At 66.7% G+C, this 14685-nt stretch carries 13 protein-coding genes; 2 read left to right on the top strand and 11 right to left on the bottom strand.

Annotated features, from left to right (window positions below; translation table 11 throughout):
* Nucleotides 1-24: 24 nt before the first annotated feature.
* The 8 genes from NM2_RS35590 to NM2_RS35555 form a co-directional block, all read right to left on the bottom strand.
* The gene (locus NM2_RS35590; protein ID WP_067678404.1) at nt 25-1680 is read right to left on the bottom strand and encodes an ABC transporter ATP-binding protein; all 1656 of its coding nucleotides are present in this window, start codon (nt 1678-1680) and stop codon (nt 25-27) included.
* The gene (locus tag NM2_RS35585; protein ID WP_067678401.1) at nt 1677-2567 is read right to left on the bottom strand and encodes an ABC transporter permease; all 891 of its coding nucleotides are present in this window, start codon (nt 2565-2567) and stop codon (nt 1677-1679) included. The genes NM2_RS35590 and NM2_RS35585 overlap by 4 nt, the downstream gene beginning before the upstream one ends.
* Complete coding sequence (locus NM2_RS35580) at nt 2564-3568, bottom strand: ABC transporter permease (RefSeq protein ID WP_067678398.1); 1005 nt, start codon at nt 3566-3568, stop codon at nt 2564-2566. Before NM2_RS35580 ends, NM2_RS35585 begins: the two co-directional genes overlap by 4 nt.
* Complete coding sequence (locus NM2_RS35575) at nt 3568-5187, bottom strand: ABC transporter substrate-binding protein (protein WP_067678396.1); 1620 nt, start codon at nt 5185-5187, stop codon at nt 3568-3570. Before NM2_RS35575 ends, NM2_RS35580 begins: the two co-directional genes overlap by 1 nt.
* A 33-nt stretch (nt 5188-5220) precedes the next feature.
* Nucleotides 5221-6516 (bottom strand): LLM class flavin-dependent oxidoreductase, encoded by a 1296-nt coding sequence (locus NM2_RS35570; protein ID WP_067678393.1) that lies wholly within the window; start codon nt 6514-6516, stop codon nt 5221-5223.
* A gap of 23 nt (nt 6517-6539) precedes the next feature.
* Nucleotides 6540-7418 (bottom strand): LLM class flavin-dependent oxidoreductase, encoded by an 879-nt coding sequence (locus NM2_RS35565; RefSeq protein ID WP_067678390.1) that lies wholly within the window; start codon nt 7416-7418, stop codon nt 6540-6542.
* A 28-nt stretch (nt 7419-7446) separates the two neighbouring features.
* Entirely contained in the window at nt 7447-8403 is a 957-nt protein-coding gene (locus NM2_RS35560) for a TauD/TfdA dioxygenase family protein (RefSeq protein ID WP_067678475.1), read from the bottom strand.
* A 162-nt stretch (nt 8404-8565) separates the two neighbouring features.
* Nucleotides 8566-10530, bottom strand: a complete 1965-nt coding sequence (locus NM2_RS35555) for a heavy metal translocating P-type ATPase (RefSeq protein WP_067678387.1) — start codon at nt 10528-10530, stop codon at nt 8566-8568.
* Between the two features lie 96 nt (nt 10531-10626).
* Between NM2_RS35555 and NM2_RS35550 the strand changes: the two genes are divergently transcribed.
* Nucleotides 10627-10989, top strand: a complete 363-nt coding sequence (locus NM2_RS35550; protein ID WP_067678384.1) for an ArsR/SmtB family transcription factor — start codon at nt 10627-10629, stop codon at nt 10987-10989.
* Nucleotides 10990-11038: 49 nt separating this feature from the next.
* Nucleotides 11039-11485 (top strand): peroxiredoxin, encoded by a 447-nt coding sequence (locus tag NM2_RS35545; RefSeq protein ID WP_067678471.1) that lies wholly within the window; start codon nt 11039-11041, stop codon nt 11483-11485.
* 81 nt (nt 11486-11566) lie between these two features.
* On the opposite strand, the gene NM2_RS35540 is transcribed toward NM2_RS35545, so the two are convergent.
* The 3 genes from NM2_RS35540 to NM2_RS35530 all read right to left on the bottom strand — a co-directional run bounded on the left by NM2_RS35540 (nt 11567) and on the right by NM2_RS35530 (nt 14637).
* Nucleotides 11567-12127: a DUF2165 domain-containing protein gene (locus NM2_RS35540; RefSeq protein ID WP_084531897.1), complete on the bottom strand. Its 561-nt coding sequence runs from the start codon at nt 12125-12127 to the stop codon at nt 11567-11569.
* Nucleotides 12128-12249: 122 nt separating this feature from the next.
* On the bottom strand, nt 12250-13542 hold the full coding sequence (locus NM2_RS35535; RefSeq protein ID WP_084531896.1) for a cytochrome P450 family protein: 1293 nt from the start codon (nt 13540-13542) through the stop codon (nt 12250-12252).
* 381 nt (nt 13543-13923) lie between these two features.
* Nucleotides 13924-14637, bottom strand: coding sequence for a GntR family transcriptional regulator (locus NM2_RS35530; protein WP_084531895.1), 714 nt, complete (start codon nt 14635-14637; stop codon nt 13924-13926).
* Nucleotides 14638-14685 lie beyond the last annotated feature (48 nt).

Here is a 14685-nt window from a genome sequence, read left to right as displayed (position 1 = left end):
AACGATTCTGTGCGGGCGAGGCGGCTACACCGCCTCACTCACCCCTGGAAACCAGGGCACCGAGGCGACCAACCGCCGGGTGTAATCGTCCTCGGGATGTTCCAGAATGTCCACCGCGCTACCGGTTTCGACGATCCGGCCGCGGCGGATCACACTCACCGTATCGGCGAACTGCCGCACCACCCCGAGATCGTGTGAGATGAACAGGTAACTCACCCCGAGTCGTTGCTGCAACTCGACCAGCAGGTCCAGAATCTGCGCCTGCACCGTGACATCCAGCGCCGAGGTCGGTTCGTCCAGGATCAGCACCCGAGGTTCGAGCGCCAGGGCGCGGGCGATCGCTACCCGCTGGCGCTGGCCGCCGGACAACCGGGCGGGTGTGAGCCCGGACGCGGATTTCGCACCCAAGCCCACCAGTTCGAGCAGCTCGCGGGCCCGCTCCGCACGCTCGATCCGCGTGCCGATCCGGTGCCGCAGTAGCGGTTCGGCCACGAGATAGTCGATACTGCGCGCGGGATCCAGTGAGGTGAACGGATTCTGGTACACCAGTTGGAGATTGCGGCGAAGCTGTTTCAACTCCCGCCGCCCTGTCGCGGTGACCTCGGCCCCGTCCAGGTACACCTGCCCGCTGTCGGGTCGCTCGAGGTTCATGATGATGCGCCCGATCGTCGATTTGCCCGAGCCGGATTCCCCCACCAGCGCGTGGGTCGTGGCCCGCGGCACAGCGAAGGAGACGTCCCGGACCGCGTTGATCGCCGACCCGCCCCTGCCGAAGGTCTTCACCAGCCCGCGCACTTCGAGTGCCGATGCGCGGTGCTCGTGCGTTTCCGCCCGCCGCTTGGCGTCGGCATACTTCCCGGGTGCGAGGGCGGGAATGTCGGCGAGCAGGCGTGCGGCGAACTCCGACTGCGGATTTCGCAGCACGCTCGCGGCGGGGCCGTGATCGCGGACCCGCCCGGCGTCCAGGACGACCACCGTATCGGACCGCTGCGCCGCCAGCGCCAGATCGTGGGTGATGAGCAGCAGCCCGACGTCCAGATCGCGTTTCAGACTGTCGAGCAGTTCCAGGATCGACTGCTGCACAGTCACATCCAGCGCGGAGGTCGGTTCGTCGGCCACGATCAGCGCGGGGTCCCCGGCGATCGCGTTGGCGATCAGCACGCGCTGCAACATGCCGCCGGACAGTTCGTGCGGATAGTTGCGCGCTACCACCTCCGGATGCGGAAGATGCACGCGCCGTAGCAGTTCCACCACTTGCTCGTGCCGCGCGGCCCGCTGCCGATGCCCGGCCAGCACCGACCCGAGCAGTTCCCGATGACCGAGGCTTTCGGCCAGTTGCGCCCCGATCGTGCGCACCGGGTTCAGCGAATGCGACGGATCCTGCGGGACGTAGCCGAGTTCATGTCCGCGCAGTCCGCGAAATTCTCTGTCGCTCAACCTCAGTAGGTCACGATCACCGAAGCGGACCGTACCCCCGACCCGGGCTCCGACGTGGGACAGCAGCCGCAGAACGGCATTGGCGATGGTCGACTTGCCCGATCCGGACTGCCCGATCAACGTGACGGTCTCACCCGCGGCCACCTCGAACGCCACCTCCGACACCGTCGGCGACGCGCCGCCGGGATAGGTGACCGTCAGCCCGTCCACCGACAGCAGCGCGGGCCGTTCGCCGAGGCTCATCGCACGACCGCCAGCAGTCGGCTGACCTGATTGAGCGACAGGCACGTCGCGACGATCACCAGCCCCGGAAAGAACACCACCCACCAGTACCGGTCCATGTAGTTCTTGCCGTCGGACACCAGGATTCCCCAATCGGGCGCGGGCGGCGGATTGCCGTAGCCCAGATAGGCCAGTGCGGCGATGACGATCAACGCCATGCCGAATTGCAGCACGGCCAGCGCGACGACGCTGCGGTAGACGTTCGGCAGGACGTGGGCGAAAACCGTTGTCAGCGGCCCGCATCCGATCAGACGCGAGGACTCCACATAGTTCAGATTCGACACCCGCAGCACCTCCGAGCGCATCAGGCGCGCGAAGATGGCGACCGAGGAGATGCCCGTGGCGATGGCGGCATTAATGGTGCTGAATCCCAGGGCGGTGACCACGACCATGGCCAGCAGGAAACTCGGAATCGCAAGCAGCGCATCGGTGAACCGCCCGATCACCGCATCGACCGAACCGCGCAGATACCCGCCGGCCAGCCCGAGCAGCGAGCCCGCCACCAGGCCGATCAGCACGGCCACCACGGCGGTGAGCAGTGAGCTGCGCGTGCCGTACACGGTCCGGCTGAAGATGTCGCGGCCGAGATTGTCGGTGCCGAACAGATGATGCGCGCCGGGCCCCTGGAACTTCTCCGCCGTGTTGCCCGCGAACGGGTCCTGATGCGCGAACAGCGACGGGAACAACGTCCACAGCGCTACGATCACCAATATCGAAACAGCCAGTACCGCAACAATTCCCCGCCCGATCCGCCGACGCCCGACCGCGCCGGGCGGCGGGGACGCATCGGGATCCAGATCCGCGAGCACGGCCCGCTCGGACTCCGCTTCGATCAGAACATCGGTCATTGTTCGACTCCCTCGGGCTCACGATCGGATCCGGGCGCCGGGCTTGCGGTCGCTCGCGACGCGCGACGCAGACGCGGATCCAGCAGTGGATAGGTGAGATCGACGATCAGGTTGACCACCAGGAACACCACCGCCGCGAGCACCACGCCGCCCTGTAGCACGGGAACGTCCTTGTTGGTGACGGCCTTCTCGATGACCGACCCGATTCCGTTGCGGCCGAAGATGGTTTCGGTGATCACCGCACCGCCGATCACCTCGCCCGCGGTCACCCCGATCACCGTCAGGGTGGGCAGTGCGGCCGGGCGCAGCAGATGCCGGATCAGGATGTACGGAGCCGACAACCCCTTGGCCTCGGCGACGATCGCATACGGTTCGTGCCGCACCGAATCGAGCGAGGTGATGAACACCTGGGTGATCTGGCTGGATACCGGGATGGCGAGCGTGATCGCGGCGGGAATCGCCGCGGCCACACCCTGATAGCGGGTGATCTCGAACCAGCCGAGCCGGAATGCGACCAGGTCGATGATCAGCAGGCCGATCAGGAAGTTGGGCAGCGACAGGAACAGCGACGGCAGCGAGCGCAGCAGCGTCCCGCCGAAGCGCGGCGGCAGATACTGCGCACCGATCGCGATCAGCACGGCGAGCAACAGCGCGAAGGCCAGGGCGAGCACGGACAGGGTGAGCGTCGAGCCCGCCGCGTGCAGATACATCTCCGACACTGGACGCGTCGAGGCCAGCGACAGGCCCAGATCACCGTGCGCGAATCGGACCAGCGAGTACCAGAGTTGTTCCAGCACAGGCCGATCGAGCCGATAATAGGCGAGCAGCGACCGGATCTGCTCGGCGGAGTACCCGTTCTGCGGATCGCGCAGCCGGTTGGTGATCGGGTCGCCCGGGATGACGGTGACGATCACGAACACCACGATGTAGACGAGCACCACGGTGATCAGGGCCGCAACGGTCTTCCGCGCGACGACGCGCAGATACTCCACGACACGCATCAGCTTCTCGCTCCCTGTCCGGTGTCCACCGACGCGTCGTAGAAGACCAACCGGCCCAGCCCGGTCGCATGCAGCCCGTGTACGTACGGCGCGGTCGCGAAGGTCTCGTAGATCTGGTGCAGCGGAATGAAATACGCCTGTTCGATCAGCAGATGCTGGAGTTCGGCGAGCAGCGGATGCAGCTGGTCCGGTGACCGTGCGGCGACGATGCGGTTCAGCAGATCGTCCAGATGCGGGTCCGAGGCGTGGAAGACGTTCTGCTTCTTACTTCCCCACCAGCTCACCAGGGAGGTGAAGCTGTACATAGACCAATGGATCTCGAACACGGGCAGTTTCGGGCTGACCGTCTGCGAGGTGTAGCTGTTGAAGTCGGTGCCCCGGATCTGCAACTCGATCCCGATTTTCCGCAATTGCTGTGCGATGAGCTGTAATTCGGTCCGCGAGGTGGTGATGTAGACCGATGGGTACACGAACAGGCTCAGGCGATGCCCGTCTCGGGTCCGGTATCCGGCGCTGTCGCGGCCAGTCCATCCGGCCTCGTCCAACAGTCGTCCGGCAAGTGCCGGGGCGTAATCGAATTCACCGCTCAGATCGACGATTCCGGCCACATTGTCCTGGAAGATCGAATGCGCGGGCTCCCAGTTCCGGTTGTAGAGGGTGTCGAGCAGATCCCGCCGGTCGAGGCCGTGCTGAATCGCTCGCCGGACCCGGACGTCGCTCACGTAATCGGCGCTCGCGCGCAGTTGCAGGCCGTAGACCGCGCCCAGGTACTTCGAATACAGCATGCGGTAGCCCGCATCGCTGAGCCGGAGCTCCTGGGTGGGATCGACGTAGTGGATGACATCGGCCTGCCCGGCCTCCAACGCTTGCACGCGCAGCCCGTCCTCCTTCAACGCGTCGAAGGTGAGCGTCGCGATCGACGCGGGCCCGGTGTGCGGCGCGCCGGATCGGGGCCAGTCGTAGTCGGCCCGCCGGTGCAGGACCACCTGCTTCTCCGGATCGACCGAGGCCACCGTGTACGGCCCGGTGGCGACGACGTGCCGCAGATCCGACTGGTATCGCAGGCTACCCTCGATCGTCGAGGCGCCCAGCATGCCCGTGGTCATACCCGTCAACGCCTCGGGCAGGCCGTTGCCGGGCGTGGCGAGGGTGACCTCCACGGTGTCGTCGCCGACCGGGACCGCGGACCGGAAACTCTCGGGGATGTTGGGATTGCGCGGGATCGCGCGTTTCTTGTCGCCCAGGCCGAGCAGGGTCAGATTCTCCGCCGCGATCCGCGCGTCGAACGGCGTGCCGTCGGAGAAGGTCACACCGTGACGCAGGTGGAAGTAGTAGTGCAGGCCGTCCGGGGAGACGTCCCAGCTCTGTGCCAGATAGGGTTTCACCGAACCGTCGCTGTCCCGGTAGAGCAGCGTGTCCACGATCTGACTCCAGACCTGTCCGGAGTACCAGTCGCTGGTCTCCTGCTGCTGCCACGATCCGCGCAATTGCGCGAGCAGCACCGTCACGCTGTTTCCGGAGCGGGTCGCGGCGGGTGTCCGGTTCGGCGCGCACCCGGCGAGCAGCACCGCGGCCAGCAGTATCGCCACCCAGGCGCGCATCCGTACGTATCGGCTCATCGTCTGTCGCACTTCATCTTTCGTTCAGTCCGCTCAGACCGGAGCTGCCGCGGCTACGGGCACCGGCAGTCCGAATCGTTCGCGCAGTGTCGATTCCGCGTATTCGTGCCGGAACAGCCCGCGACGTCGCAGAATCGGAACCACCTCATCGACGAAGGTGGTCAGGCCGGAAGGGAAGGCATCCGGCATGAGGTTGAATCCGTCCGCCGCGCCGTGACGGAACCAGTCCTCGATCGTGTCGGCCACGTCCACGGGCGTCCCGATCACCGCGCGATGCCCTGCGCCGCCGTGCAATTCGCGGATCAGCTGCCGCAGCGTCAGATCGCGTTCGCGCGCCAGTTCCACGATCGATTCGCGGAATCCGAGCGAGGCGGAGAAGGTGCTAGGGTCCGGCGGGCCGGCCAGTACGGCCTCGGGCAGCGGGCGGTCGAAGTCCAAGGAGTCCAACCGAACTCCGAGTGTGGATTCGAGCCGGGCTCGCTCGGGACCGGTGTCGACCGACCGGAACAGTCGCTCGAACCGTTGTGCCGCTTCGGCTTCCGTGGATCCGATGATCGTCGTCAGTCCGGGCAGGATCTTGACCTGGTCCGGATCGCGGCCCGCCTCGCGAGCCACCGACTTGACGTGCTCGTAGTGCCGCAGCCCCGCGGACAGGGTCAGTTCGGCGGAGAACACCGCGTGGGCGCTGCGCCCGGCCAGAATCCGGCCGGCCGGCGACCCTCCGGCCTGCACGAACAACGGGTAGCCCTGGGCCGACGGCGGCACACGCACACCGTGCTCGAGGTCGAAGAATTCACCGTGGTGCCGCACGACTCCGCCGTCCAGCGAGCTGTCCCACAGCGCGCCAACCACCTCGACGAATTCCTCGGCGCGGCGGTAGCGAGCGTCGCGGTCGGGCATCTCGGACAATCCGAAATTGCCCGCTGCCGCAGGCGAATACGTGGTCACCACGTTCCATCCCAGCCGTCCCCCGCTGGCGTGATCGAGTGACAGCAGGCGTTCGGCCAACTCGACCGGATCATTGAAGGTGGTGGACAGGGTGCCGATCAGGCCGAGATGTTCGGTCGCGGCGGCGACGGTCGCCAGGATCACGCTGGGCTCGAGTGCGCGGCCGGGTTTGAAGCGCGGATCCTCGCGCAGCGCCGGGCCGTCGGCGAGGAACAGCGCGTCCAGGGTGCCGCGTTCGGCGGTCCGGGCGGCCTGCGCGAAATGCTCCGGATCGACGAAGGCATCGGCCCGGATGTCGTCGAGAGTCCATGCGCCGGGGGCGATTCCGGCATCGAGGACGTTGACGTTCAAGATCACGTGCCGCGCTGGTGTGGTGCTCATGAAATTCTCCTCCTCGGGCCGGATCAGGCGGTGGGAAAGGCGCTGCGCGGCTCACCCGAGAGCACAGGCGTCGCCGCGGCGAGCCCGAGACGAGTGCGCAGAGTCGTGCCGGGCGGCGGCGCGGCCGCGGTGACATGACGACCGGCCGCGGTGACGATCTCGGTTGGTGACCCCTCATCGGCCACCACAACTCCCGCGACACCCACGCCGGGCGCATTCGGCGCTTCGGAGACGTTGCGCCACTGCAAGATCGGCGCCGAGCCGGGCACATGACTCCCGCCGAGGACGACATCGGCCCGTTCGGCGAGCGCGGGGGGAACCGGTGACTCCACGAAGATCGGCGGTTTGACCTGAGGCGGTTCGGGAATGTTCAGTGGACCCGAAATGCTGTGTGCCCCAGCGTGGTCGATATATCGAATGCGCGCGGAGTCGGTGAACACCCCGCGTTCGCGATCGTCGAGGACGGTGTCCGGCGGCCAGCTCTCCCACAGCTCGCGCACCGCGAGCACCCCGTCGAGGGCGATGTCCTCGCGCGACGCGGCGGTCCACACGCTGCGCCCGTCGGCGGCGTCATCGTCGGTCAGTATCAGCCAGCCGACGCGTCCGGCGCTCACATGATCGATCGAGCCGAGTCGCCGCGCCAGGTTGTACGGGTGGTCCCGCAACACCGAACCGCCCACCACCAACCCCACCGAACGGGTGTGCCGCGCGAGAATCGTCGCGGCGATGGAGGGATCGAACCGGGTATCGCCGGAGGCCGGGCGCAGCAGGAGGAAATCGATACCCGACGCGTCCAGCGCAGCGCCGAAATCCTCCGGGCCGCCGGGGGTGACCGCGCGGTCGAAAATCGCGGCCACCTGCGCAGCGTCCAGGGCGACGCCGACATTATGCGTGTCTGTCACGGTAATTCGGCTCTCGTCGGCGATCTGTTCAGGATCCGTAGAAGGGATCGCCCTCCAGCGATTCCGACCGCCGACCGTCCACCCCCTCCGGGATGTCACCTTCGATCGTGACCCGATACAGCACCCGGTCGTAGCCGAGATGGCCCGCGTCGGCAATGGCGAGGTGTGCGGTGGCCCGGTTGTCCCAGAATGCGACGCTGCCCGGTTGCCACCGGAACCGGACGGTGTATTCGGTGCGAGTCGCCTCCTCCCACAACGCTTCCAGAATGTGCGAACTCAGCCGGGGTGTCAGATTGCGCAGATTCTTCGTGCGCCGAGTGAACCCGGGGCTGACGAACAGCGCCCGCTCACCCGTCTCGGGATGCACCCGCACCACCGGATGGAATGTGCGCAGCGGCTTGTTCTCGAAGGCCGCGGCACGGCTGCTGCCCTGTGCCGCACGATTCTCGAAGGTGTGCTCGGCGTCCAGGCGGTCCACGAAGTCGCGCAGCTCGGATGGCAGATTCTGGTATGCGGCAACAAGATTCGTCCAGGTGGTATCGCCGCCGAAGGGCGGCAGGATGTCCGCGCGCAGAATCGAGAACGACGGCGGATTGATCAGTGCCGTGACATCGGTGTGCCAGCTCGAATCGTACGAGGTGCGTTTGCGGCCGTATTGCTGATTGTAACGACGGCTGTCGATCGGGAAGATCTCCGGAAAGCCCTCCGGCGGATTGTCTTCGTACGGGTGGGCGGGAGTCACCCTGCCGAATCGGCGAGCGAACGCGATCTGCTCGGCATGTCCGATGGTCTGATCGCGGAAGAATACGACCTTCCATTCCAGCAGGGCTTGCCGGATGGCGGCCACGTCCTCGTCGGAAAGGTTCTCGGACAGGTCGACGCCGGAGATTTCCGCTCCGGTGTATCCGGACAACGGCGACACCACTATTGTCGATGCGGACGACGAATTCTCCGTCGGAACAGCTGCTACGGATTCGACAGTCATCGGGCCGACCACCTGATCAGTTGGGGATGGGATTTCCCCAGGCTATGCGCGAGTGCGGATTTCACCTCCGGTTTGAATCGGCAAGATTTACTACACCGTCGATACAGTTCGGCTTGAAATAGCGGGTTTGCGGGCCCGTCGCGCACGGGGCCTGATCGTGGGTCACGGTCGGCCGGTGCGGACCGCCCGTTTCCATGCGGCATCCCGCAGTAGCCGCAGACCGTTGAGACCGACGATGACGGTGGAGCCTTCGTGTCCCGCCACACCGAGTGGCAGGGGCAGGGTGCCGAACAGGTCCCACAGCACCAGGATGCCGATGAACGTGGCCGCGATGATCAGGTTGGCGACCACGACGCGACGCGCTCGCCGGGACAGCGCGATGACGGCCGGGACGGTGGTGAGATCGTCCCGGACCACCACGGCGTCCGCGGTCTGCAAGGTGAGATCCGATCCCGCACCGCCCATGGCGATGCCCGAGTCCGCCGTCGCGAGAGCGGGAGCGTCGTTGATGCCGTCGCCGACCATGGCGATCTTCGCCCCTTCGGCCTGCAGCGCGCGGATCGCCTCGACCTTGCCTTCGGGAAGCAGGTCGGCGCGGATGTCGGTGATGCCGAGCTGTCGGGCCAGACGCCCGGCGGTGGCGGAGTTGTCGCCGGTCAACAGAACCGGGGGACCCCCGGTCACCCGCGCGGCGGCGGTCACGGCGGTTTCGGCTTCGGGGCGTGGCTGGTCGCTGAGGGCGAGCACGCCGGTCGGCCGGGCATCGCAGGTCACCACAACGGCGGTGTAGCCGCGGGCCTGCATGTTCGCCACCGTGGCATCGAGATCGCCTCGCCCGGCAGACAGTGACGCCGGTGATCCGACGCCGACGCGCTGTCCGGTCACCAGGGCCGAGACTCCCCTACCGGGGTGAGCGGTGAACTCGTCCACCGCGGGCAGCTCGAGCCCCCGGGCACGCGCTGCCCGGACGACAGCCGCGGCGAGCGGATGTTCGCTGGGATGTTCGACCGCCGCCGCGAGCCGCAGAATCTCGTCCTCGGTGAAAGCCGGTTCCAGACTATGGATTTCGGCCAACTCGGGGGTGCCTCGGGTCAGGGTGCCGGTCTTGTCGAACACCACCCGGTCGACGCTGCCGAGATGTTCCATGACCACCGCGGATTTGGCCAGTACGCCGTGGCGACCGGCGTTGGCGACCGCGGCCAGCAGCGGCGGCATCGTCGCCAGCACCACCGCGCACGGCGAGGCGACGATCATGAACGTCATCGCCCGCAACAGCGCTCGCTGCACGGAATCCCCTGCCAGCAGCGGGATCACGAATACCGCGATCGTCACCGCCACCATGCCGAGCGAATATCGTTGCTCGACTTTCTCGATGAACAGCTGGGTGCGGGCCTTGGTCCCGGCGGCCTGTTCGACCAGGGCGGCGATCCGCGCGACCACCGAATCCCGCGCGCGCCGATCCACGCGGATGCGCAATGTGCCTGTGCCGTTGAGGGTTCCGGCGAACACCTCGTCGCCGGCGGTCTTGTCCACCGGCAGTGGCTCGCCGGTGATGGTGGCCTGATCGACCTCGCTGCCGCCGCCGATCACGGTGGCGTCAGCGGCTATTCGCTCGCCCGGACGCACCAACAGCAGATCGCCGACCTCCAGGTCGGCCACGGCCACCGCGACCTCGAAACCGTCGGAGTCGACGCGGGTCGCGGTCTCGGGCGCCAGATCCAGCAGCCCGCGCACGGAGTCCTCGGTGCGCGCGGTCGCCAGGGCTTCCAGCGCGCCGGAGGTGGCGAAGATGACGATCAGCAGCGCGCCGTCGGTGATCTGCCCGATCCCGGCCGCCCCGATCGCGGCGACCACCATCAGCAGGTCCACATCGAGGGTCTTCTCCCGCAGTGCCCGCAGCCCGGCAAGTCCGGGTTCCCACCCGCCCGCGGCATAGCAGGCCAGGTAGAGACCCCACCACGACCAGGACGGCGCGCCCGCCAGCTGCGCGACCAAGCCCAGCAGGAAAAGCACCAAAGAAGCTGCGGCCCAACGCATCTCCGGCAATGCGAACAGTCTCGTGCGACGCACCGGCGCCCGGACTACGGCCGGGGCCGTGCGATGCGGGACAAGGATCGGTGCGGCCACGGATCACCTCCAGGAACGGGTACTGCCGACCGCCCCACAATAACAGAACATATGAAGATGTCTTCACGTATCCTGGACGCGGTAAACTGCCGCGTCATGGGACACGGAGTCGAAGGACGCGACCGGCCCGTGACGCGTCTGGACGCCGATGCCGCCGCCCACGTGGCCAACACCCTGCAAGCCCTGGCGACTCCCAGCAGGCTGCTGATCCTCACCCAGCTGCGCCAGGGCCCGCTTCCGGTGACCGAACTCGCCGACGCGGTCGGCATGGAGCAGTCCGCGGTCTCCCATCAACTCCGCCTGCTGCGCAACCTGGGGCTGGTCGTGGGTACCCGGGCCGGACGCAGCATCATCTACAGCCTCTACGACAACCACGTCGCACAACTGCTCGACGAAGCCGTCTACCACAGCGAACATCTTCGCCTCGGACTCAGCGACCGTCCCGAAACGGCCGGCTGAACGTCCGTCGCGCGCCCGATCACAACCGAAATCTCAGGAGAATCCGATGCTGCAAGCAGGCGACACCGCGCCCGATTTCGAACTTTCCGATCAGCACGGTGAATCCGTTCGACTCGGAACGGCTTTGGAGAAGGGCCCCGTCGTGCTGTTCTTCTATCCGGCCGCGCTCAGTCCCGGATGCACGCGGGAGGCGTGCCACTTCCGCGATATCGTCAGCGAATTCGCCGACCGCGGTGCGACCATCCTGGGTATCAGCGCCGACGACGTGGCCAAGCAGAAGCGATTCGACGACACCCACAAGCTGGGCTATCCGCTGCTGGCCGATGTCGGCGGGGCCGTCGCGCGAGAGTTCGGGATCAAGCGCCTGATTCCCGGTCTGCCCGCCAAGCGCGCCACCTTCGTCATAGGGCCGGACCGGAAGATCCTGGCCGCGGTGCACAGCGAGGTCAACATGAACGTCCACGCCGATAAAGCCCTTGCCGCCCTTGCGAAGTAACCGCCTCGCCCGGTGATCGGGATTGTCGCCGCGCGGCCGAACAGCTGATGTCTGCACCTCGCGGCCGCACGGCGACTTCGTCTACTTGCCGGATTCTGTTGAGCTGGAAAGTGTTTCGCGGCGCTCGGGCAGATGCACCAGGATCAGGCCGACGGCGGCGACGAGAAAGTTCTGCAACGCCGCCGAGGATGCGTCGACCTGCTTGTTCGCCCACATCCGGAACCACTCCCCCGCGACGGTCAGGAATCCGCCGACGAACAGCAGTGTCACCATGATCCAGCCCAGGCTCGCCAGCTTCGCCGAGATCACCAGGGCCGCTCGTCGACGGCGGCCGAACCCCCACCAGCCGTTCGCCGCGGCGGCGAGCAGTACGAAGGCGATCAGGTACTCCCACACGACGATCAGAATGTAGGCGATCAGCGCGACGGTGCCGTTGGTCATCGACCGCCAGTCGGTTCCCGGGTTGTGGATCGTCCGGCGCATGGAGAACACCTCGGCCACCCCGCGCCGGTTGGTGTCGGTGTCGGTGCAGTTGGTCACCGCGACGATGAGGTAGTACACCCCGGTTATCGTCGCCAGCACCACCACCGCCATGTCACGGCTACTCACCACATCCAGAAATCGCTTGCCGGGCAGGCTCATTCGTTCCCCTTCGGATCGCTTGTCGGAACTTGCGGTGGGATCGTAGCCGCGCGTCGGCACTCTCACCGTCGCTGACGACAGCACGTGTCCGCCGGCCGGGCGACCGGCCGGTTATGGCCGAGTCACGGCATCCTGAAATGCTCGTTTCGCACGTTCAGGGGGGCGGTGGCCGGGAAGACGACCGGGAGGGCGGTGAGGGCTCGATAGAACGGGCCGGGTCGCCAGGTGGGCTCGCCCTCGCTGGTATCGAGGCGGATCTCGGGGAGGGCATCGAGGAGTTGGTCGATGGCGTCCTGGGCGATCAGGTAGGCCAGCGACTGGGCCGGGCAGGCGTGCGAGCCGATGCCCCAGGCCAGGTGCGAGCGGTTGCCGGTGAGGTGGGTGGTGCGGATGGCCGGATCGTTGTTGCAGGCGGCCATGCTGATCACGACCGGTCGATGCGCCGGTAGCCACACGTCCTCGATCAGGATCGGCTGGCGCGGATAGGTGACCAGGAGATTCGCCAGCGGCGGGTTGTTGAACAGCACCTCGTCCAGCGCATCGCGCGAGGATAGATTCCCGCCCAGTACAACGCCCCCGAAACGGTCGTCCGCCAGGACCAACAGCAGGGTGTTGGCGATGAAATTGAGCTCGTACTCGATCCCGGTCTCGTACACCTGCGAGACGTGGTGCGAGACCTCCACGTCGTCCAGGCCCGCCGGGTGCTGCTGCAACTTCGAGGTGATGTCGTCACCCGGCGTGGATCGCTTGAGCGTCACCAGATTCATCAGCGCCCGGCCGAGCAACTCGCTTCCCTTGTCCGCATCCACGCCGTCGAGCATGGCGGCGGAGCCTGCGGCGACCTGCTGACCGATCTCCGGCGGGCACCCCAGCATCTCGTTGACCACCTCGAATACCAGGGGGTACACGTACTGGCCGATCAACTCCGCGCGGCCGTCCTGGCAGAAGCCGTTGATCAACGGTATCGCGATCTCCTCGACGATGTCGTGCATGGCGTACAGATCCACCGACTGCACGCTGGAAGTTATCGCCCGCCGGTACCGATCGAATTCCGCTCCCGCGCAACGACTCGCCATCGGACGCCACTCCATCAGCGGCAGGATCGGGGAGTCCTGCGGCACCGTCTGCTGCCAGGTCCGCGGGTCGGCGGGAAAGTGCTCGGGATCGTTCAGGATGCGCACCGCTGCGCGATAACTGATCACCAGCGTCGCCGGGACGCCCGGGGCCAGTTCGACCGGGGCCAGTGAACCGTACCGCTGGCGCATCTCGGCATAGGCGCGATGCGGGTCCTCGGCGAATTCCGGTGCGTGCAAGGGAATTCGGGGGCCGTCGGAATCGGTCGGTGAGCCGTGGGCGAGCGAATCGTGGGCGACAGGGCACGATCGGCCGCGCACTTGGGACTGCGGCGTACTCAAAGATCACTCCAGACATTTCGAATTACACATTTGCTGCAGTACTGCACCGTGTCGAATCGCTACTGGGGTGATCACCGTCGAACGTTCCTCGGCAACGACCGGTTGATGGTACAACCGCTCTCGCAACCGCGTACGGACGCATGAAAACCGGCCTGCCGGAATCTTTTTCCGAGTTGTCGTGTCATATCAGCAAATATGCAGGTAACGGTGTCGCAGAGTCACTCACCCGACCCGGCGGCTGTCCTCAATGTGACTCGTGGCCGATATGCGCAGGGGCACAAGATCTTTACGGCGAACGAGACATTCGGCACAGCTGGCCACTACGAATTCCACTCCTGCACAGGGGAATCCTGCGACGAAGAGTTCCCGCCGCGGGTCCGCTCAGCCGGGCAGGTGCGCGAGAATTTCCTGCCCCGTGGCGCGCATATGCGTCGCGGCGAGTTCGGCCGCGCGTGCGGCGTCGCCGGTCGCGACGGCCTCGGTGATGGCTACGTGCTCGTCGAAGATGCGGTGCCCGTCGTCGCTGTGCCGCAACAGGCATTGCACCCGCCCGCGCAGCGGAGCGAGCACACTGTCCAGGACGTCGTTGCCCGACAGTCGTGAAATCTCCTCGTGCAGTGACATGTTCACCCCGTCGGCCACCGGACGTCCACCTCCGGTGAGCCCGGCGCGGCCGACCTCGAGCAGTTCGCGCAACCGCCGCGCGCCCGCCGGGGTGATCGACTGCGCCGCCTGTCGCGCGGCCAGCGCCTCGAGGGTTTCGCAGACGTCGAACAGATGGGCCACCGAGACCGGGTCCAGGGTGCGCACCCGCACCTGTCGCCCGTGCACCGCGACATAGCCCTCCGACTCCAGCAAGCGCACCGCCTCCCGGATCGGCACCCGCGAAATCCCCAGTGCCGCAGCGATATCCTGCTCGTACAGTCGCATTCCGGGGGACAGCAGCCCCTCCACGATCCACTCCCGCAGCACATCACGCACCCGGGCGCGCAACGGCGGCGAGCCCGGACCGCACCGATGCAGCGCGCCGCGCAGTGCCGGCGGCACCTCCGGAAGCGGCGCATGGCCGGGAACGACTGCCGCGGGAAAATCCATATCCCATTGTTAACACCGGAATGCTAATTGTTTGCGCCATTCGTGTTT

Origin of the sequence: Nocardia miyunensis NBRC 108239, from assembly GCF_001613065.1 — a bacterium.
Classification (GTDB): Bacteria; Actinomycetota; Actinomycetes; order Mycobacteriales; family Mycobacteriaceae; genus Nocardia; species Nocardia miyunensis.
This window is presented reverse-complemented; position numbering and strand designations above follow the sequence as displayed.

Coding starts and splice junctions, on each gene's coding strand:
- NM2_RS35590 (WP_067678404.1), bottom strand. CDS start 1,680: ATGAGCCTCGGCGAACGGCCCGCGCTGCTGTCGGTGGACGGGCTGACG.
- NM2_RS35585 (WP_067678401.1), bottom strand. CDS start 2,567: ATGACCGATGTTCTGATCGAAGCGGAGTCCGAGCGGGCCGTGCTCGCG.
- NM2_RS35580 (WP_067678398.1), bottom strand. CDS start 3,568: ATGCGTGTCGTGGAGTATCTGCGCGTCGTCGCGCGGAAGACCGTTGCG.
- NM2_RS35575 (WP_067678396.1), bottom strand. CDS start 5,187: ATGAGCCGATACGTACGGATGCGCGCCTGGGTGGCGATACTGCTGGCC.
- NM2_RS35570 (WP_067678393.1), bottom strand. CDS start 6,516: ATGAGCACCACACCAGCGCGGCACGTGATCTTGAACGTCAACGTCCTC.
- NM2_RS35560 (WP_067678475.1), bottom strand. CDS start 8,403: ATGACTGTCGAATCCGTAGCAGCTGTTCCGACGGAGAATTCGTCGTCC.
- NM2_RS35550 (WP_067678384.1), top strand. CDS start 10,627: ATGGGACACGGAGTCGAAGGACGCGACCGGCCCGTGACGCGTCTGGAC.
- NM2_RS35540 (WP_084531897.1), bottom strand. CDS start 12,127: ATGAGCCTGCCCGGCAAGCGATTTCTGGATGTGGTGAGTAGCCGTGAC.
- NM2_RS35530 (WP_084531895.1), bottom strand. CDS start 14,637: ATGGATTTTCCCGCGGCAGTCGTTCCCGGCCATGCGCCGCTTCCGGAG.